This is a genomic window from Streptomyces sp. NPDC111656, assembly GCF_055656965.1.
Genome location: NZ_JBVKCA010000004.1, coordinates 41,195 through 60,335, shown reverse-complemented (window position 1 = coordinate 60,335; position 19,141 = coordinate 41,195). Strand labels below are relative to the sequence as shown.

Annotated in this window: 15 protein-coding genes, 2 tRNA genes and 1 pseudogene; 6 read left to right on the top strand and 12 right to left on the bottom strand. The window is 69.4% G+C overall.

Features of this window, described 5'->3' with window-relative positions:
- Positions 1–161: 161 nt before the first annotated feature.
- From ACZ7M3_RS13735 to ACZ7M3_RS13720, 4 genes are all read right to left on the bottom strand, one after another.
- Positions 162–842 carry an ATP-dependent Clp protease proteolytic subunit gene (locus ACZ7M3_RS13735; protein WP_054231896.1) on the bottom strand — a complete coding sequence of 227 codons (681 nt, stop codon included), beginning with the start codon at positions 840–842 and terminating at the stop codon, positions 162–164.
- A 139-nt stretch (positions 843–981) separates the two neighbouring features.
- A complete protein-coding gene (locus ACZ7M3_RS13730) occupies positions 982–1,587 on the bottom strand; it encodes an ATP-dependent Clp protease proteolytic subunit (protein WP_054231895.1) in 606 nt (201 codons plus the stop codon).
- Positions 1,588–2,017: 430 nt separating this feature from the next.
- Positions 2,018–3,412: a trigger factor gene (tig, locus tag ACZ7M3_RS13725; protein WP_472063215.1), complete on the bottom strand. Its 1,395-nt coding sequence runs from the start codon at positions 3,410–3,412 to the stop codon at positions 2,018–2,020.
- Between the two features lie 259 nt (positions 3,413–3,671).
- Positions 3,672–3,748, bottom strand: a tRNA-Pro gene (locus ACZ7M3_RS13720).
- A 152-nt stretch (positions 3,749–3,900) separates the two neighbouring features.
- Between ACZ7M3_RS13720 and ACZ7M3_RS13715 the strand changes: the two genes are divergently transcribed.
- Positions 3,901–3,974 (top strand) — tRNA-Gly (locus tag ACZ7M3_RS13715).
- Positions 3,975–4,234: 260 nt separating this feature from the next.
- Here the strand turns inward: ACZ7M3_RS13715 and ACZ7M3_RS13710 are convergent.
- On the bottom strand, positions 4,235–4,429 hold the full coding sequence (locus ACZ7M3_RS13710; RefSeq protein WP_054231893.1) for a hypothetical protein: 195 nt from the start codon (positions 4,427–4,429) through the stop codon (positions 4,235–4,237).
- 652 nt (positions 4,430–5,081) lie between these two features.
- Between ACZ7M3_RS13710 and ACZ7M3_RS13705 the strand changes: the two are divergent.
- Positions 5,082–6,296: pseudogene (locus tag ACZ7M3_RS13705) on the top strand (acyltransferase family protein).
- Positions 6,297–6,381: 85 nt separating this feature from the next.
- Here ACZ7M3_RS13705 and ACZ7M3_RS13700 read toward each other — a convergent pair.
- From ACZ7M3_RS13700 to ACZ7M3_RS13690, 3 genes are all read right to left on the bottom strand, one after another.
- A complete protein-coding gene (locus ACZ7M3_RS13700) occupies positions 6,382–6,837 on the bottom strand; it encodes an HD domain-containing protein (protein ID WP_095854683.1) in 456 nt (151 codons plus the stop codon).
- On the bottom strand, positions 6,834–7,064 hold the full coding sequence (locus ACZ7M3_RS13695) for a hypothetical protein (RefSeq protein ID WP_472063213.1): 231 nt from the start codon (positions 7,062–7,064) through the stop codon (positions 6,834–6,836). Before ACZ7M3_RS13695 ends, ACZ7M3_RS13700 begins: the two co-directional genes overlap by 4 nt.
- Before the next feature lie 66 nt (positions 7,065–7,130).
- Complete coding sequence (locus ACZ7M3_RS13690) at positions 7,131–8,303, bottom strand: PP2C family protein-serine/threonine phosphatase (protein ID WP_472063211.1); 1,173 nt, start codon at positions 8,301–8,303, stop codon at positions 7,131–7,133.
- A gap of 150 nt (positions 8,304–8,453) precedes the next feature.
- Between ACZ7M3_RS13690 and ACZ7M3_RS13685 the strand changes: the two genes are divergently transcribed.
- A complete protein-coding gene (locus tag ACZ7M3_RS13685; RefSeq protein WP_472063209.1) occupies positions 8,454–9,683 on the top strand; it encodes a GNAT family N-acetyltransferase in 1,230 nt (409 codons plus the stop codon).
- Between the two features lie 66 nt (positions 9,684–9,749).
- Here the strand turns inward: ACZ7M3_RS13685 and ACZ7M3_RS13680 are convergent, their stop codons facing one another.
- Both ACZ7M3_RS13680 and ACZ7M3_RS13675 read right to left on the bottom strand, forming a co-directional pair.
- On the bottom strand, positions 9,750–10,559 hold the full coding sequence (locus ACZ7M3_RS13680; protein WP_472063207.1) for an Fpg/Nei family DNA glycosylase: 810 nt from the start codon (positions 10,557–10,559) through the stop codon (positions 9,750–9,752).
- A gap of 679 nt (positions 10,560–11,238) precedes the next feature.
- Positions 11,239–11,727 (bottom strand): ribose-5-phosphate isomerase, encoded by a 489-nt coding sequence (locus ACZ7M3_RS13675; RefSeq protein WP_095854679.1) that lies wholly within the window; start codon positions 11,725–11,727, stop codon positions 11,239–11,241.
- Between the two features lie 238 nt (positions 11,728–11,965).
- Here ACZ7M3_RS13675 and ACZ7M3_RS13670 point away from each other — a divergent pair, with 238 nt between their 5' ends.
- The gene (locus tag ACZ7M3_RS13670; protein WP_472063205.1) at positions 11,966–13,459 is read left to right on the top strand and encodes an amino acid permease; all 1,494 of its coding nucleotides are present in this window, start codon (positions 11,966–11,968) and stop codon (positions 13,457–13,459) included.
- A gap of 90 nt (positions 13,460–13,549) precedes the next feature.
- Here ACZ7M3_RS13670 and ACZ7M3_RS13665 read toward each other — a convergent pair whose 3' ends face one another.
- Positions 13,550–15,559 carry a serine/threonine-protein kinase gene (locus ACZ7M3_RS13665; RefSeq protein ID WP_472063203.1) on the bottom strand — a complete coding sequence of 670 codons (2,010 nt, stop codon included), beginning with the start codon at positions 15,557–15,559 and terminating at the stop codon, positions 13,550–13,552.
- Positions 15,560–15,791: 232 nt separating this feature from the next.
- On the opposite strand from ACZ7M3_RS13665, the gene ACZ7M3_RS13660 reads away from it, so the two are divergent.
- The gene (locus ACZ7M3_RS13660; RefSeq protein ID WP_472063201.1) at positions 15,792–16,517 is read left to right on the top strand and encodes an LPXTG cell wall anchor domain-containing protein; all 726 of its coding nucleotides are present in this window, start codon (positions 15,792–15,794) and stop codon (positions 16,515–16,517) included.
- 145 nt (positions 16,518–16,662) lie between these two features.
- Here the strand turns inward: ACZ7M3_RS13660 and ACZ7M3_RS13655 are convergent, their stop codons facing one another.
- A complete protein-coding gene (locus ACZ7M3_RS13655) occupies positions 16,663–17,253 on the bottom strand; it encodes a biotin transporter BioY (RefSeq protein WP_075031829.1) in 591 nt (196 codons plus the stop codon).
- A 560-nt stretch (positions 17,254–17,813) separates the two neighbouring features.
- Between ACZ7M3_RS13655 and ACZ7M3_RS13650 the strand changes: the two genes are divergently transcribed.
- Positions 17,814–19,028, top strand: coding sequence for an ROK family protein (locus tag ACZ7M3_RS13650; protein ID WP_472063199.1), 1,215 nt, complete (start codon positions 17,814–17,816; stop codon positions 19,026–19,028).
- Positions 19,029–19,141: the final 113 nt, after the last annotated feature.

Here is a 19,141-nt window from a genome sequence, read left to right as displayed (position 1 = left end):
CCCTTCGCCTGGGAGACGCCTAGGTCCAGCGGCTCCTGGTGCTGCCTTATGTCCGACGGTACCTTGCCGAGCCCCCCGTTCGGGCCCCCCTTGGCACGGTTCACTTTGTCGTGAACCGCGCCAACGGGCGACAGACGAGCGGCAGACGATACAGCGATACGTCAGACGATCGCGGAACTGTTCATCTTGCGGGTGGAGATGATCTGGTCGATCAGGCCGTACGCGAGCGCGTCCTCAGCGGTGAGGATCTTGTCGCGCTCGATGTCCTCGCGGATCTTCTCGATCGGCGTGGTCGAGTGCTTGGCCAGCATGTCTTCCAGCTGCGCGCGCATCCGGAGGATCTCGTTCGCCGCGATCTCGAGGTCCGAGACCTGGCCGCGGCCGGTCTCACTGTAGGGCTGGTGGATCAGCACGCGGGCGTTCGGAAGCGCCATGCGCTTGCCCGGCGTGCCGGCGGCCAGCAGGATCGCGGCGGCCGAGGCCGCCTGACCCATGCAGACCGTCTGGATGTCGGGCTTCACGAACTGCATCGTGTCGTAAATGGCCGTGAGGGCCGTAAACGAGCCACCGGGGCTGTTGATGTAGACCGAGATGTCACGGTCGGGGTCCATCGACTCCAGGCACAGCAGCTGCGCCATGACGTCGTTGGCGGAGGCGTCGTCGATCTGCACGCCGAGGAAGATCACGCGCTCCTCGAACAGCTTCGCGTACGGGTCGTACTCACGCACGCCCTGCGAGGTGCGCTCGACGAAGCGCGGGATGACGTAGCGGGACTCCGCACGAGGACCGGTGTACTCGGCCTGCGTGCGGGCGTAGAGGCCGCTGCCGGGGAAGTCGTTCACTGTGTCTCCTGAAGAGCCTGTAAGAGCCTGAGGCGGTCGGCTGGGGGCGCTGGAGGGCCGTCTGCGCCGCTCCGGGGCACTGGGTGCGCCCGGAGAGCGGCAGAGGGGCCACGCGCCGCCCTGGGGGGCGCTGAGGGGCTTACGACGCCCCGGTGCCGCCACCGCCCGGCATACCAGCAGCGGTGGGCACGATGTCGTCGATGAGGCCGTACTCCTTGGCCTCGATCGGGTCGAACCAACGGTCGCGGTCCGAGTCACGAGTGATCTGCTCGACCGTCTGACCGGTGTGGAAGGAGGTCAGCTCGGCCATCCGCTTCTTGGTGTGCAGCAGCCGCTCGGCGTGGATCTTGATGTCCGACGCGGAGCCCGCCAGGCCGGCCGAGGGCTGGTGGATCAGGATCTCGGCGTTCGGCAGGGCGAAGCGCTTGCCGGGGGTGCCCGCGCTGAGCAGGAACTGACCCATCGAGGCCGCCATGCCCATGGCGATCGTCACCACGTCGTTCTTGATGAACTGCATGGTGTCGTAGATCGCCATGCCGGCCGTGATCGATCCGCCGGGGCTGTTGATGTAGAGGTAGATGTCCTTGTCCGGGTCGGCGGCAAGGAGCAGCAGCTGCGCCGTGATCTTGTTGGCGATGTCATCGTCGACCGCCTGGCCGAGGAAGATGATCCGCTCGCCGAGCAGTCGGTTGTAGACCTGGTCGCCGAGGCCACCACCGAAGGGTTCGCCGGCAGCTGTGGGCATCAGATTCGTCACGTATCCACCTGCTCGTCTTACGACGGCGCCGGGCCGTCTCACGTCTTCTGCTGGGGGCGTGGGACCCCGGTGCGACAACCGCCCGGGGCGGCTTCGGGGACTCCCCTGCCCTCGTATTCATGGACCCTAACGCGCGGGTCCCTCCGGGGAATCCCGCAGAAGGAACTGTTCGCTGTGAGCGCATGCGCTCCGCTGGGTCGGACAGGGGGTTCGGCGGGGCTGTGCCCCGTCGGGGGCGCGGGGAACTGTGCGATCCGCCCCCACAAAGCCGCGGTCGCGTCTGCCACGGGTGGTCCAACGGCGGGTGCGGCTCGTCGTGGGTTGCTCACGCAGTTCCCCGCGCCCCCAAAGGGCGACGGGCCCCCGGGGACAAGAAGTCCCCGGGGGCCCGTCGTACAGCTGCTGAAGCGCCGTGGGCTTACGCCTCGGGCTTCTCCTCGGAGGCCTCGTCACCGTCGGTGACCTCGGCGACGACCTCGGTGGCCGACTCGGTCTCGTCCTCCTCGTCGTCGAGGTCGACGACCTCGCCGTTGGTGTCCTTGACCGTGGCGGCCTCGACGACGACCGCGAGGGCCTTGCCGCGGGCTACCTCGCCGACCAGCATCGGGACCTGGCCGCCTTCGACGACCGCCTGGGCGAACTGGTCGGGGGACATGCCGGAGGAGGCCGCACGCCGCATGAGGTGCTCGGTGAGCTCCTCCTGGTTGACGTTCAGCTTCTCCTTGTTGACGAGCTCGTCGAGGACGAACTGCGTCTTGATGCCCTTGACCGCGGCTTCCTTGGTCTCGGCGTCGAACTCCTCGACCGTCTTGCCCTGGATCTCGAGGTACTTCTCAAGGTCGAGGCCCATCTGGCCGAGCTGGTGGTGCTCGAGGTTGTGCTTACGGGTGTTGATCTCGTCCTCGAGCAGCTTCTCGGGGACCGGGACCTCGACCAGCTCGAGCAGCTTCTCCAGGACACGCTCCTGGGCCTGCGTGGCCTGGTCGTACTGCTTCATGTTCTCGAGGCGCTTGCGGCTGTCCGCCTTGAGCTCGTCGAGGGTGTCGAACTCGGAGGCGAGCTGCGCGAAGTCATCGTCGAGCTCGGGCAGTTCGCGCGCGGCGACCTGGGTGACCTTGACGGTGACCTCGGCCTCCTTGCCGGCCGCCGAGCCGCCCTTGAGCTCGGAGGCGAAGGTGGCCTCGCCACCGGCCTCCAGGCCCTTCACGGCCTCGTCGATGCCGTCCAGCAGCTCGCCGGAGCCGATGGTGTAGGAGACGTCGGATGCGACGCCGTCCTCCAGCACCTCTCCGTCGACCTTGGCCTCCAGGTCGATCGTGACGACGTCGCCGTCCTGGGCGGCGCGCTCGACCGGCGAGGTGGACGCGAAGCGCTCACGGAGCTCCTCGACGGCCTTCTCGACGTCCTCGTCGGCGACCTCGACTGCGTCGACCTCAACCTCGATGCCGGAGTAGTCCGGGATCTCGATGGTCGGGCGGATGTCGACCTCGGCGGTGAAGTTCAGCGTTTCGCCGTCCTTCAGCTCCGTGATGTCGACCTCGGGCTGGCCGAGGACGTTCAGCTCAGCCTCGTTGACCGCTTCGGTGTAGAACTTCGGGAGCGCGTCGTTGACGGCCTCTTCGAGCACGGCGCCGCGACCGAACCGCTGGTCGATGACGCGCGCCGGGATCTTGCCCTTCCGGAAGCCCTTCACCGTGACCTGCTGGTTGATCTTCTTGTACGCCGCGTCGAGGCTGTCCTTGAGCTCCTCGAAGGGCACCTCAACAGTGAGCCGAACCCGAGTCGGGTTCAGGTTCTCCACGGCGCTCTTCACGGTTCGGTCTCCTTGTGGCTGACTTCTTGGGGGTACTGCTGCGGGGTTCTGCTGTTTGTTTCTGCCGAGATCAGGCAGAGCCTCAGCGGATTCGCGGCCCTTGAGAGACGTAACAGTGCAGACACACGGGCGCGCAACCTGCATAGTAACCGCAGGCGGTACACGCCCCAAAAGGCGATCTTGCGATCCCGGCCATCGGCCGTCGGGCGTCTGTTCTCTCGCCTGATCCGTCGCCTGACGTGTCGCCGGAACCGGCTGGTGGTCGGGGTGGCGGGATTTGAACCCACGGCCTTCCGCTCCCAAAGCGGACGCGCTACCAAGCTGCGCCACACCCCGTCGGTGCGACACGTAGGGTACATGCCCGGAGACAGCGCGGCTGCCGCATTTCACGAGCGTCCGCGGGGTCGCGGAACGGGGTGTGCGGGGACGGGGTGCGACCCGCTACGATGCCTCCTGTGCCGGGGTCACTGACCTGCGGTGCTCTCTGTGCGGGCGTAGCTCAATGGTAGAGCCCTAGTCTTCCAAACTAGCTACGCGGGTTCGATTCCCGTCGCCCGCTCCATACGGCTCAGGGCCGGGCCGGAGGATCACTCCTCCGGCCCGGCCCTGAGCGTTTTACCGGTCGGTCGGATCGCCAATCGTTTCGCCGGTCGTTTTGTCGGTCGGTCGGATCGCCGATGGATTTCCCCGGTCGGTCGGTCGGATCGCTGATCGAGTCGGCATGGAGAGCGCGGTCGGCCCGGGGCGCGGCCGTCGGGTCCGCGTCCATGAATGGGGCGGTGAAGGCGTCGGCCCGTCCCGCCCGGAGATCAGAACCAGGGATCAGAAACTGATCGAGTTGATCGTCTGCGCTATCGAGTCCAGGAACCGCTGGATGGACGGAGCCATTCCGGTCGACGCGAGGAAGAAGCCGAAGAGCACCGCGACGATGGCGGGCCCCGCCTTGATCGATCCCCCTCGGATCAACACCACGAGGATGATCGCCAACAGCAGTACCACTGACAGCGAAATGGCCACAACTGATCACACCCTACGGTCGGTCCGCTCTCCCGGCCCGGGGGTGCAGCCCCGCACACCCCCGCCAGAACCATCGTGCCACCAACGCGGCCCCCGTATGCCGCAGGTGACACATCGTCGGCCGGGACCGCCCGGGAACCGCACTCCCCCACCCTCCCGTGACGGGCCAACCGTGCGACCCCGTACGGCAATTCGACCGGGCACCCGCATGGGAAATTCCGGGGGGTCGTTGCTGTGTCCACACATCCCGTTCGCAGGAATTTCCAATTGTTGCCACAGGCGCGGCGAAGAAACGCCGGAGAGCGTCCGGAAGATGGCTCCGAAGACACCGAAGGCACCGAAGACTGGACATTTCACCAGAGTCGCCCGCGAGTGTTATGCACCAATTAGTCGTGACGAATGCGGACAGAACGGCGCCACAACTGTCGTATGCGGTAAGGGGAAATCGCCAAATCCGGGGTACTCGAAACGTTACTCACGGACGAACTCACACGTGATATGCAGGAATAACGCCAGGAGTTTTACGAAGACACACAGGCAACGCTAGGGTGCCTCAGATGTTCCACGCCGCCTCGTCCCCCGCAAGAGCAGCAAGGTCCTGGTTCGTCTCCCCCGCTCCCTCCGCTCCCCGCGGTTTCTGGTGGGAGGCTTCGTGACGAACTCGCTCCACCCGAACGGTCCCCGTCGAACGCCGCTCCCCCCGGCAGTACGGTCGGTGGAGGGGGTGCCGACCCCGCGCTCGGCCCCGAGCCTGCCGTCCGACCGGGCTTCGAAGCCGGCCGGCGCCACGGCCGCCACCGCCCCCGCGGCCGCCACCGCCACCCAGCCCGGCAAGCCGCGTGACGCCTTCTTCGACAACGCCAAGTACCTGGCGATCGTGCTCGTGGCCATGGGCCATGCGTGGGAGCCCCTGAAGGGTCAAAGCCGCGTCCTCGAAGCCGCGTACATGGTCGTGTACGCCTTCCACATGCCGGCCTTCATCATCATCTCCGGCTACTTCTCCCGCAGTTTCGACATGCGCGCCGACCGGCTGAAGCGCCTGGTCACCGGCGTCGCCGTGCCGTACGTCGTCTTCGAAGTGGCGTACGTCCTCTTCAAGCGCTGGGCCGACGACGATCCGTCGCTGCCGGTCAGCCTGCTCGACCCCTGGTTCCTCACCTGGTTCCTGTGCGCGCTGTTCATCTGGCGGCTGACGACGCCGCTGTGGAAGCTGGTCCGCCGGCCGCTTCCGCTCGCGCTCCTCGTGGCCATGCTCGCGACCACCTCGCCGTCCATCGGTGACGACCTGGATCTGCAGCGGACGCTCCAGTTCCTGCCGTTCTTCGTGCTGGGCCTGTGCATGAAGCCCGAGCACTTCCAGTTGGTTCGCCGCCGCGAGGTGCGCATCCTGTCGGTGCCGGTGTGCGCCGCCGCGCTGGTCGTGAGCTGGTGGGCGGTACCGCGGATGAACCCCGGCTAGTTCTACCACCGCGACAGCGCCCAGGAGCTGGGTGTCCCCTGGTGGGTCGGCCCCGTGATGGTGCTCGCCCTCCTCGGCTGCTCGCTGGTGCTCACGGCGTGCTTCTTCGCCTGGGTGCCGCGCCGCAGGATGTGGTTCACGGCGCTCGGCGCGGGCACGCTGTACGGCTATCTGCTGCACGGTTTCCTGGTCAAGGGCGGCGACTACTGGGGGTGGTTCGACCACGAGTGGCTGCACCGGCCGCTCGGCGAGATCTTCGTGACCCTCGTCGCGGGCGTGGCCGTCACCCTGCTGTGCACGGCGCCGGTCCGGCGGGTCTTCCGCTTCGCGATGGAGCCCAGCATGGAGTGGGCGTTCAAGCGGGACGCCACGGAGCTGGCCCGCGAGCGGGCCAAGACCCCGGCGTAACCACCGTCAACACGGCGCGATCGCCCTGACCTGGCGCAACCACTGTCAACTCTGTGCGACCAGCGTCAACCCGACAGGGTCACCGTCAGCCCGGCGGCAGGCCGAGCAGCGCCCGCATCGCGGCGTACTTCTTGGTCAGCCGCGCGCGGGTGTGCTCGTCGAGGACCGCGAGCCGGGCCGGATCGGCGTTGTGTGCCAGGTCCGAGGCCTTGACCACGAGAGCTCCCGGAGTCGTACGAATGCGTTTCGCGTACGACTCCGGGGGCTCTCCCTCGCGTTTGGTCAGCGCCAGCACGATGTCCTTCGTCCGCCCGGTCAGCGCGGCCTCGCGCAGCCAGTCCTCGGAGAGCACGTCGTCCTCGACGGCGTCGTGCAGCCAGGCCGCCGCGATCTGCTCGTCGTCGCCCCCGCGCTCACGGACCCCGTCCGCGACGGCCTGCAGGTGCTCGGTGTACGGCCGCCCCGCCTTGTCGGTCTGGGCGGCATGCGCCGTACGGGCGAGGGTCTCTATTTCGGCCAGGGTCAGGAGAGTCTGCGTCACCCCTCCAGTGTCTCCCGCCGCAGCGCCGCGCGGGCGGGGTCGGTGACCGCCGTCAGACCGAGCATGACAACCGCCCCGGCGAAGGACCCGCACAAAAGGGGCGGGATGTACGGTCCCTGCCCGGTCGGCCCCTTCATCATCGGCACCAGCATGGCGAGCGCGATGGCCGTGCCGAGGACGATGCCGGCCGGGGTGACCGGCGGGGCCTCCCAGCGGAGCATGCGCACCGGCGGCGGGTGGAGCCGAGCCGCCCTTCATCCGGATCTCGCCGTCGCAGCCCGGTACCGCCGTCGTCAGCGGGTTGCCGTGGCGCCGTCCCGGCAGATCAGGAGGAGGGCTCGGTCGTCGTTGACGTCCTTGGCGACCGCCTCGATGAGGTGCCACGCGGCGCCGTGGAAACCGCCCGCGACATAGCGGTCGGCCTCGCCGGTGAGACGGTCGATGCCCTCGACGATGTCACGGTCGGAGGTTTCCACCAGACCGTCCGTGAAGAGCATCAGGACGTCCCCGGGCCGCAGGGAACCCTTGACGGGGTCGAACTGGGCACCGTCGTACACCCCGAGGAGCGGACCCTCCGCGGCCTTCTCCTCCCAGCGCCCGCTGCCCGCGCTGAGCTGAAGGCCCGGCGGGTGCCCGGCGGAGAAGAGTTCGTAGTCGCCGGAGTCCAGGTCCAGGACCAGGTGGATCGACGTGGCGAAGCCCTCGTCCCAGTCCTGGCGCAGGAGGTAGCCGTTCGCGGCGGGCAGGAAGGCGTGAGGTGGGAGCGATCCCAACAAGCCGCCGAAGGCTCCGGAGAGGAGCAGGGCGCGCGAACCCGCATCCATACCTTTTCCGGATACATCGGTCAGGACGACTTCGAGCGTTCGGCCGGTGTTCGTACGTGCGGCCACGACGAAGTCCCCCGAGAACGACTGACCGCCCGCCGGGCGCAACGCCATCTCCCGGTGCCAGCCCAGCGGCAGGCCCGGCAGCTTGCTCTGCACCCGGATGCGTTCGCGCAGGTCGAAGAGCATGGTGCCGCCGCGCCGCCAGGGCACGCCGACCCGGCTGCGGAACTGGGCGATCAGCAGGCCGAAGAAGCCGCAGGCCGCGACGACCAGGACCACGCCCGGGGTGACCCGCGAGGGGCCCTCGGTGTACGGGCCCAGCTTCACCGACTCCACTATCAGCGCGGTGGCGGCGGCCGCGTACAGGCCGAGCAGGCTGGCGGGGCGCAGCAGAAGGCCGCCCGCGACGATCGGCAGGACCAGCGCGGCCGGGGAGCACCAGACCGAGTTCATCAGCGTCGTGGCCGCGATCACGGGGATGGTCAGCAGCAGACCGGCCAGTGCGATCCAGTCCGAACCGTCGCCGCGGAAGTAGTCGACGGCGGATCTGCGCACGCCGGTGCGGGCCCGGTGCCACTGCTTCTTCAACCGGGCCGTGAACGTCTCGGCTTCCGCGCGCCGCTCTCGTCCTGCTGCCATTAGTTCGGGACCCTATCCATCGGACCAGGTGCTTGGCACGGGAGGTCCCACTTGTCCCCCGTCCGAGCGCTCAACATCACAGTGAACGGCGCCTCCGGAGGTGGGGGAAATTCCCTCGCTCGTACCGCATTGCCCTGGTAGGCATGGCGTATGACGACTGACTTGCGGGTGCTGCGGCAGCCCGAGTGGAACACGTGGTACGACAACCTGGTCCGCGCGTTCGGGGGCGTACCGGAGTCGTCCGAGGAGCGCGAAGTGATGAACGCGCTCACAGAGTACGACCGTTTCCTGGGGATCTGGGACGGCGACCAGTGTGTGGGCACCGCGGGGGCGTTCTCCTTCCGGGTCACCGTCCCCGGCGGCACCTCCGTACCGGCCGCGGGCATCACGATGGTGAGCGTCGCGGCCACCCACCGCCGGCGCGGGCTGTTGACGTCGATGATGCGGCGGCAGCTGGACGACATCCGCTCATGGGGCGAACCGCTCGCCGTGCTGACCGCGTCGGAGCCGGTGATCTACGGCCGGTTCGGCTACGGCATCGCGACCCATCAGTACAACGTCGAGATCGACACGACCCGGGTACGGCTGTCCGTACCGCCCGGCACCGATGACGTACGTCTGCGGTACGCCACGCCTGCCGAGGTGCTCGACGCCTGTGAGGCGGTGTACGCGCGGCTGGTCCCGGGCCGGCCCGGGATGCTGGCGCGGCGGCCCGGCTGGGACCGGGCGATGCTGCTCGACCCGGAGAGCGAGCGGGACGGGGCGTCGCCGTTGCAGTGCGTGGTCGCCGAGCGGGACGACGAGGTCGTGGGCTACGCCCGGTACCGGATCAAGCAGGACGGCGACCACCGCGGGGCCGGGTTCACCGTCCGCCTCGACCAACTGGAGGCGCTCGACCCGGCGTCGCACGCGGCGCTGTGGCGGTTCCTCTTCGAGATCGACCTGACGTCCACGCTGCGCGCCCACGGCCGCCCCGTCGACGAGGCGTGGCAGCACATGGTGTCCGACATCCGCCGCTGCGCGGTGCGGATGCGGGACGCGCTGCATGTGCGGCTCGTGGACGTCGGTGTCGCGTTGGAGGCGCGGACGTATCAGGCGCCGGTGGACGTGGTGTTCGAGGTGGAGGACGTGTTCTGCCCCTGGAACGAGGGGCGTTGGCGGCTCACCGGGGACACCAAGGGCGCGACCTGTGTGCGTACGTCGGACGCCGCCGATCTCGCGCTGTCCGTACGGGAGTTGGGGGCGGCGTATCTCGGCGGGGTGTCCCTGGCCTCGCTCGCGGCGGCGGGGCGGGTGCGGGAGTTGCGGCGGGGCGCGCTCGCGGAGGCCTCGGTGGGCTTCTCGTCGGCGGTCGCGCCCTGGTTGCCGCACGGGTTCTAGCCCCCGGGGGGACCCCGGTTCATCTGTTCCGTTGCTCCAACTGCATGTTCTGTTCTTCCAACTGCTCTACCTGTTCTGGCAGGTCGGGCACCAGAAGAGGTTGCGGGCGGCGAGATCGGCGGTGCGGATCTCGCCGCCACAGATGTGGCAGGGCAGGTTGGCCCTGCGGTACACGTACACCTCGCCGCCGTGGTCGTCCACGCGCGGTGGGCGATCCATGGCCTCCGGAGTGTGTTCCGGGCGGACGGTGTCGATGCGATTGTTGCGGACGCCCTCGCGCATGAGTGCCACCAGGTCCGTCCAGATCGCGTCCCACTGCGTCGGGGTGATGTCCTTCCCCGTGCGGTACGGATCGATGCCGTGACGGAAGAGGACTTCAGCGCGGTAGACGTTCCCTACGCCCGCGATGATCTTCTGGTCCATGAGGAGGGCGGCGATCGTCGTACGGCTGCGGGAGACGCGGTGGTACGCCGCCGACGGGTCCGCGTCGGCGCGGAGGGGGTCCGGGCCGAGGCGGGCGTGTATCGCGTGCTTCTCGTCGTCCGTGATCAGGGCGCAGGTGGTGGGGCCGCGGAGGTCGACGTACGACGTGGCGTTCGCGAGGCGGAGGCGGACCGTGTCGGTGGGGGGTGGGGCGGGGGCGTCGCCGAAGTTCACCTTGCCGAAGAGGCCGAGGTGGATGTGGATCCAGTCGGCGGTGCGGAAGGCGAGGAAGAGGTGTTTGCCGTGGGCGTCGGCGTGTTCGAGGGGGGTGCCGTCGAGGAGGGCGGCGGCGTCGGTGAACTTGCCCTGGGGGCTGGTGACGCGGGTGGGCCCGCCTGCGAACCTGGCCTCGTAGTCCTCGGCCAGCCGGTGAATCGTGTGCCCCTCGGGCACGGGGTCCTCCTCGTGCAGCAGTGTCTTCTACGGCGTCGACGGCTCGGGGGTTGTCTCGCCCCCGCCGCCCCTACCCTCCCCCAAGCTCTCGGCTTCGCTCGAGCAGGGGGGACCCCCATCATCCCCAGGGGCTCCGCCCCTTCAACCCCACCGGCGGCTCCGCCCCCAAACCCCCGCGGGACTGCCGCCCCTGCACCCCACCAGGGGCACGCCCCCGAATCCCCCGCGGGGCTCCGCCCGCGCACCCCGCCGGGGGCTGCCGCCCCCTGGACCCCTGCGGGGCTCCGCCCCGGACGTCCCGCATCGGCCTGCACGGCCTCGTCCTCAAACGCCGGACGGGCTGGAGACGCGGGCCGGGGCGGGTGGGGCATCGGCTTCGGGCTTGTCCTCAGGCTCCGGACGGACCGGAGGTGCGGGTCGGGGCGGGGGCTTGTTCTCCGGCGCCGGATGGGATGGGGCTTTTAGGGGCGCGGGGAACTGCGCGACCAGCCCCCGCCGGCCCGCGGACGAAGACCTCCGGGCGGACGGGGGATCCGGGGCGCAGCCCCGATCCCTCAGGGACGCGGGGAACTGCGCGAGCAACCCCCACCCACCCGAGGCCGAAGAACTTCGCACGGCCGGGGATCCGGGGCGCAGCCCCGAACCCCTAGGCGCGAGCAACCCCCACGCGGCCGAAGGCTCAGGCCTGCTGGGGGTGGTGGGGCGGGACGGGCGGGAGGTCGCCGGTCTTTTCGTAGGCCGACAGCATGTCGATGCGGCGAATGTGGCGCTCGTCACCGGAGAAGGGCGTGGAGAGGAAGACCTCCACGAACTTCGTCGCCTCCTCCTCGGAGTGCATCCGCGCACCCACCGCCACCACGTTGGCGTTGTTGTGCTGCCGCCCCAGCGACGCCGTCTCCTCGCTCCAGGCGAGCGCGGCACGAACCCCGGCCACCTTGTTCGCCGCGATCTGCTCCCCGTTGCCGGAGCCGCCGATCACGATGCCGAGGGCCTCGGGATCGGCCGCCGTACGCTCCGCCGCGCGGAGGCAGAACGGCGGGTAGTCGTCCTGGGCGTCGTAGATGAGGGGCCCGCAGTCGACGGGCTCGTGCCCGGCGGCCTTGAGCCACTCGACGAGGTGGTTCTTGAGTTCGAAACCGGCATGATCGGAGCCGAGATACACGCGCATGGTCCGAGTGTGACACGGCCGTTTCGGATGGACCTCGCCGGGTGTCGTTGGCGAAAACTGTGAGCAAGGCTACAAACCTCAAGGAAACCTCAAGTAACGATCTGGATTCAAAGGTTCACGAATTCCTTTGCCTCCGATTCACTGGACCGGCTCGTTACAGGGTCCCTACAAGGGCCCGCTCGGGTCCGTACACCGCTCGTACGGGAATCTGCTCACCCGGCGCAAAGGAATCCCCCTCATGACCTCGCAGCCGACCCCCACAAAGGCCGCAAGCGGCCACGGAGGCCCCGGAGAACCCGGTTCGGGCCTCCAGGCCGGACTCAAGAACCGTCATCTGACCATGATCGCCATTGGTGGCGTCATCGGAGCCGGCCTCTTCGTGGGCTCCAGCTCCGGTATCGCCACCGCGGGCCCCGGAATCCTCCTCTCCTACGCCCTCGTCGGCACGCTCGTGGTGCTGGTGATGCGGATGCTGGGCGAGATGTCCGCCGCGAACCCGACCTCCGGTTCGTTCTCCGCGCACGCGGACCGCGCGCTCGGGCGCTGGGCCGGTTTCTCGATCGGCTGGCTGTACTGGTTCTTCTGGGTGGTCGTGCTGGCCGTCGAGGCGACCGCGGGAGCCAAGATCCTCGAAGGGTGGATGCCCGGCGTACCGCAGTGGGGCTGGGCGCTCATCGTGATGATCGTGCTCACCGCGACCAACCTGGTCTCCGTCGGCTCGTACGGTGAGTTCGAGTTCTGGTTCGCCGGGATCAAGGTCGTGGCGATCGGCGCGTTCATCATCGTCGGCGGGCTCGCGATCTTCGGCGTGCTGCCGGGCGTCGACGCCCCGAAGGCCGGCCTGGGGAATCTGACCGAGCACGGCGGCTTCCTGCCGCACGGGCCCGGCGCGATCCTCACCGGTGTGCTCCTGGTCGTCTTCTCCTTCATGGGCAGCGAGATCGCGACCCTCGCCGCCGGCGAGTCCGAGGACCCGCAGCGGGCCGTCACCAAGTCCACCAACAGCATCATCTGGCGCATCGGCGTCTTCTACCTGGGCTCGATCCTCGTCGTCGTGGCCCTGCTGCCGTGGAACGACCCCTCGATCAAGGACAAGGGCTCCTACGTCGCCGCCCTCGACTCCCTCGGCATCGCGCACGCCGGTGAGATCATGAACTTCATCGTGCTGACCTCCGTGCTGTCCTGCCTGAACTCCGGGCTCTACACGGCCTCCCGGATGGCGTTCTCGCTCGGTGAGCGTGGCGACGCGCCCAAGGTGTTCGCGAAGACCACCTCGCGCGGTGTCCCGATGGCCGCGATCGTCGTCTCGGTCGTCTTCGGCTTCGTCGCCGTCTTCTTCAACTACAAGTTCCCGGACTCGGTCTTCCTCTTCCTCGTCAACTCCTCCGGCGCGGTCGCCCTGTTCGTCTGGCTGGTCATCTGCTTCTCGCAGCTGCGGATGCGGAAGATCATCCAGCGCGAGGCGCCGGAGAAGCTGGTCGTGAAGATGTGGCTGTACCCCTACCTGACCTGGGCGACGGCCGCGCTGATCGTCTTCGTCCTCGGCTACATGCTGACCGACACGGAACACGACGGACGCGAGACCGTGCTGCTGTCGCTGCTCGTCGCCGCGATCGTCCTCGCGATCGCCTTCGTGAAGCAGAGGCTCGGCGGCTCCGCGGCGACCGAGCCCGCGGGCGTCGACGCGCCGGTGGACGCCAAGGAGCCGGTCGACGCCGCGTCGGAGGCCTGAGCACACGGACGCGGATTCCGGCGGAATCGGTAAGACGGAATCGGTAGCGGGGAGGGGCCCGGCGGCAGCTGCCGCCGGGCCCCTCCCCGTTCACAGGGGCGTGAAGCTCTTCTTGACCGCGTCGTAGACGGGGAGCGCGGTCGCCTCGATGTCGGGGTGGTACCAGGTGCTGATCTCGTACGACGTGCCGCCGGAGCGGAAGCCGAGCAGTCGGACGTGCCAGAGCCGCCCCCTGGCCGTGACGGTGTACTCCCAGACGACCGCGGGCGCGCCGCGGAACGTGGTGCGCTCCAGGCGGATCCGGCGGTAGTTCAGGCCCTTGCTCGTACTCACCTCCGCCTGCTGCCACTGCGCCAGCAGGTCACCACGGGCCGGGGTCGCGTTGGCCACGATCTCCTGCGCACGGTCGGGCGAGGTGTAGTGCACCTCGGAACCGCTCTGCGCCACCCGCTGCCAACCCTGCGGCGGCACCCACGCGTACAGTCCGGCCTCCTTCCGGGCGCCCGCCGGCAGGCTCGGCGGGCGTGATGTGCCGTCGACGGTGGGGGGTGGGGAGGAGGGGGTGGTGGACGGGTTCTGCGCGGAGTTCGGTGACGTCGACGAGGCCGATGGCGAGGTCGAGGTCGACGCGCCGGTCGTGTCGTGGGAGGAGCCGCCCGTCTGCGTCATGACGAGCCCGACGACGGTTCCCACGATCACCACGCCACCGGCGGCGGCCAGGCCCATCCGGCGCCGGCCCCGCCGTGGGACGGCGGGCACGGCGGGGCCGGGGAGTTCGCCCGGCGGCATGACCACCGCGCGGGAGACCGTGGTGTGCGTGGCGAGGGAGGGGGGTTCGGGAAGCGGCGGGGGTGCGAGGGGCTCGGGGGCTGGTTCGGGGGCAGGGGTGGGCGCTGGTGGGGGTGGGGGTTCGGGGGTTGGATCGGGTAGGGGAACGGGCTCCGGGATGGCGTCCTGTACGGGGTCCGGCTCGGAGTCTGGTGCGGGGGTCGGCTCGGGAGCCCGCTGGGGCGGGAGGTGTTGCGCCGCGCGTATGAGGCTCACGTCCAGGAGCGCGCGCGTGGGCGACTCCTGGTGGAAAGGGGGGACGGGGGGCGGCGCGGCTTCCGGTGTCTCCGATGCCTCCGGTGCCTCCACTGCATCCGGAGCCTCAGCCGTCCCTCCCACCTCTGACGTCTTGGATGCCTCCGCCGTCTTGGATGCCTCCGCCGTCTTGGATGCCTCCGGTACCTCCCGTGCCTCTGCCGCTTCCGATGGTTCCCGTGTCTCTGGCGCTTCCGGTGAATCCGGTGAATCCGCCGCTGGTTCGGGGACGAGCCCCGCTTCCGGAGATTCGGTCTCCTCCGGTCGAGGGAAGGCAATCGGGCGCAACGCCGTCTCCAGCTCCGCCAGACCCGGTCGGGTCGACGGCTCCTTCTCCAGCAGGGCGGCCAGGATCTCCCCCAAGTCACCCGCCGTGGAAGGAAGCTCGGGCTCCTCGTACAGGACCGCGTGCAACGTCGCCAGCGTGGTCGAACGGGAGAACGGAGAGCGGCCACCGAGGGCCGCACAGAGCGTCGCCCCCAGCGACCAGACGTCGGACGGCGGACCCTGGGGGCGTCCGGAGACACGCTCGGGTGCCATGTAGTCAGGGGAGCCGACCAGCATCCCGACCATGGTGAGCGCCTCCGCGTCCTGGAGCGCGGCGATGCCGAAGTCGGTGAGGACGACACGGTGTCCGCGCCGTTCGACCAGGACGTTGCCCGGCTTGATGTCCCGGTGGAGTACTCCCCCGGCGTGCACCTGGCGCAGGGCCGCGACCAGTTCGAGTCCGATGCGGGCCGCGGTGGGCGGGTCGAGCGGTCCGTCCTCGACCACGAGTTGTTCGAGAGAGCGGCCGGCGACGAGTTCCATGACGATCCACAGCCGCTCGCCCTGGTCCACGACGTCGTAGATGCGCACGACATTGGGATGGTCGATCCGGGCCGTGGCCCTGGCTTCGCGCAGGGTGCGTTCGCGGCGGGTTCGGGTGTCCTCCGGGTCGAGTCCGTCGATCCGCATTTCCTTGACGGCGACCTGCCGGTCGAGCATTTCGTCGGTGGCTCGCCACACCCGTCCCATTCCCCCCTGGCCAATACTCTCGGCCAGCCGATATCGACCCGTCACCAATAATCCCGGAACACCACCACTCGTATTCCCCGTCAATCCCCTGCACCCCCTCAACACCCGCCACAATCGTCCGACACAGCAGAAACACAATGGTCACACTTCATGCCGTACCAGCATAGTGCGGAGAAATCTTGTGGTACCTCTTCAAGTACTGCGAATTCAGGCGCAGCCAAGGGGGGCGAACATGAGTTCTCGTCACACGATGACCATCGCAGGATCACTGCTCACGGCATCTTTCTCGGCCGTGATGATCCTTTCCTTCACCGCCGTCGCGGACGACCAGGGACCGGGGAGCAGCAAGGGGGGAAAGGCCATGGACCCGGCGCCGGCGGGGGTGAAGCTGACCACGTTGCTGCCCGAGAAGATCTCGGTGGACAACAGCTCGCACGAAACGGCGCTGACCGCCACGGTGAAGAATGAGGGAACCAAGGACAGCGGAAAGATCCGGCTACTGGTGGTCGGATTCGACGGCCTACAGGTCAAGAGTGTCAAGGGTTGTTCCGCCATGGCGGACAAGGATCTGCCCAAGGGTTCGAACAGTGGATTCGTGTGCGATGTCGGAAATCTCGCGGCCGGAAAGTCGCAGTCGTACGCCGTCGCCGCGACCTTCGATCTGAGCAAGACCGGAAAGATCTGCCTGCCGGTACAGGACAGCGACGGAAAGAAGACGTTCTGGCAGCAGGGCCCGGTGCCGTTCGGTACGACGAACCCGTCGCCGAACGCCCCGGCCACTCCGCTGCTGCTCGACACCGAGAACAAGCCGGTGACACCCGGCGGCGACCAGTTGCCCAAGACCGGCGCCGGGAGTGACCTGCTGCCGCTCGGCGCGGCGGGGGCGGCGCTCGTCTCCGTCGGGGTGGCGGGAATGTGGTGGGCCCAGCGGCGGCCCCGTCGGCAGCCGCAGTCGTGACCGGGTGGGCGGGGACGCCGTGTGCGCGGCGTCCCCGGCCCACCTTCCCCACAACGCGGAAGAGGCTCGCCGGGTCGAAGTCGGAGTACGACCCGGCGAGCCTCTTGCGAGGGGACTGCGAACCTCTTTCGAGGGGACTACGGCCTCAGCGGTTGAGGAACTTCCAGGCGGTCGGCAGGACGCCCATCGCCAGCGCCGCCTTCAGGGCGTCGCCGATCAGGAACGGGGTGAACCCCGCCGCGAGGGTCGCGCTCAGCGACATGCCGGTGGCGGCGGCCAGGTACGGGAGGCCGACCGCGTAGATGATCGCCTCGCCCAGCAGCATCGTGCCCGCGGTGCGCAGGAACGAGCGGTCGGCGCCACGGCGTGCGAGGGCGCCCACGGCGGCGGAGGCGAACATCATGCCGAGGATGTAGCCGAGGGACGGGGCGGCGGTGCCGGAGCCGCCGTCGGCGAACCACGGCATGCCCGCCATGCCGACCAGGGCGTAGAGCGCGAGCGAGAGGAAGCCGCGGCCCGCGCCGAGGGCCGTGCCGACGAGGAGGGCGGCGAAGGTCTGTCCGGTCACCGGGACCGGGGAGCCCGGCACGGGCAGGGAGATCTGGGCGGCGAGGCCGGTGAGGGCGGCTCCGCCGAGTACGAGGGTGATGTCCCTGACGCGGGAGGCCGGGAGCAGGTCGGCGAGGACCTCGCCGGGGCGGATGCCTTGGCGGGGGGTGGCGGCAGCGGTGCTCATGGGGACTCCGGCGGGTGACGGGGGGGGTCGGGACACGGTGACGCTATCCCAGGGGGGCGGGTGGATCACCGTGTGCGATCGACAAAGCGGGGATCCGGGACTTGGTGGAGCCCTTACAAAGGAGGCCGCGTACACCTATCGGGGCGTGATGCTGGTCACTGAGGTGGGATGGTTTTGTCCCGGGGGAGCTTCGAGCGCGCTCTGTAGGGTCTCGCCAATTCGCCCCCGCCGCCCCTACCCGTCCCATCCCTCCGGGGCTCCGCCCCGGACCCCGTCGGGCGTCTTCGTTCGGCTGCGGCCCGGTGGGGGCCGTTCGCGCAGTTCCCCGCGCCCCTGAAAGCCCCGGGTCGGCCGACGGCCGAAGGACGGCGCCTCTGGCCGGAATCGGGGGTAAGACCTACCCTTCAGGGCATGGTTGCCCAGGCTGAGAACTTCGCGTCGCGTCGCTATGTCGACCTGCGACGCCAGGGCACCGCCACCTGTCGCCCCGGGTAGGGCGGGCGGAGCGCATCCGGCTCGCCGAGACGCGACCGTTTCGGACACGCTCCCCAGGAAGCGCCATGCCTCGTACCTCCCTTGCCTCCCTCTCCCCCTCCCCGCCCACGACACCCCACCGCGCCACCGCAGGCGACCGCCGTCGCACCAGCGCCAGCGTCATCCTGCGCTCCGTGCTGGAACACGGCCCGGTCGCCCGCAGCACCGTCGCCCGGCTGACCGGCCTCTCCCCCGCCTCGGTGACCGACTACTGCGCCCGGTTCACCGCGCTCGGCCTGATCCGGGAGGCTCCGACGCCCCGGCAGTCGAACGGCGTCGGACGTCCTCACGTCCCCATCCACCTGGACGACTCCCGGTTCGTGGTCGGCGGGGTCCACGTGGCCGTCCCCTACACCACCGTCGCCCTGCTCGACCTGCGCGGCCGGGTCGTCACGGAGCGACGGCTCGCCCACGACGACGGCACGGAGCCCGACCGCGTACTCGCGAACGCCGCCGCCGGGCTGGCCGCCCTGCTCACCGACCACCCCGGCCGCACCCCCCTCGGCGTCGGTGTCGCGGCCGGCGGCTGGGTGGACCGCGACTCCGGGATGATCGTGGAACACGCGCTGCTCGGCTGGCGTGACGTCGACGTCCGGGGCGCGCTCGGCACGCGGAGCGGACTGCCGGTCCATGTGGACGGGCACGCGCGGGCGTTGGTCAACGGAGAGCGGCTGTTCGGGCGGGCGCGCGGCAGCCGCAGCGTGCTGCACCTGTTCGTCGGCAACGTGGTGGACGCCGCCTTCGCCACCCACGACGAGGTGCACCACGGTCCCCGCTCCCAGGCCGGGACCATCGCCCATCTGCCGTTGCCGGGCGGCTCGGAGCGGTGCGACTGCGGCCGGACCGGCTGCCTTCAGGCCGAGTTGAGCGAGCGGACACTGTGCCGGCGGGCACGGGAGGCGGGGGTCATCACCATCGCCGACCCGATGCACGTGGTCGGCGCCGCGGCCGACGGCGACCCCGTCGCCGTACGTCTGCTGCTGGAGCGGGCCCGGACGGTCGGGCGGGCGGCCCGGCTGCTGCTGGACGTGCTCAATCCGGACACGGTCGTCGTCGCGGAGGTCGGGACCGTGCATCGGGAGGACTGCCTCGGGGCGCTGCGCGCGGAGGTGGGTGCGGACCGGGCGGCTTCCGTCCTGCCGACCAGTTTCCCGGAATCCGTCCTCGCCGTGGCGGGTGGATCGGTGGCACTCGACGTGGTGTACCGGGATCCGCTGAGCCTGTCACCGGGGACGAATTAATTCAGAAACTCGGAATGTTGACAGCGGTCGTCCGAGGACAGGAGCATCCTTCTCATGAGCAGCTCGCGGGTGCAGGTTCCGCTGACCAAGTGCCGCGTCGTCGACCTTATGCG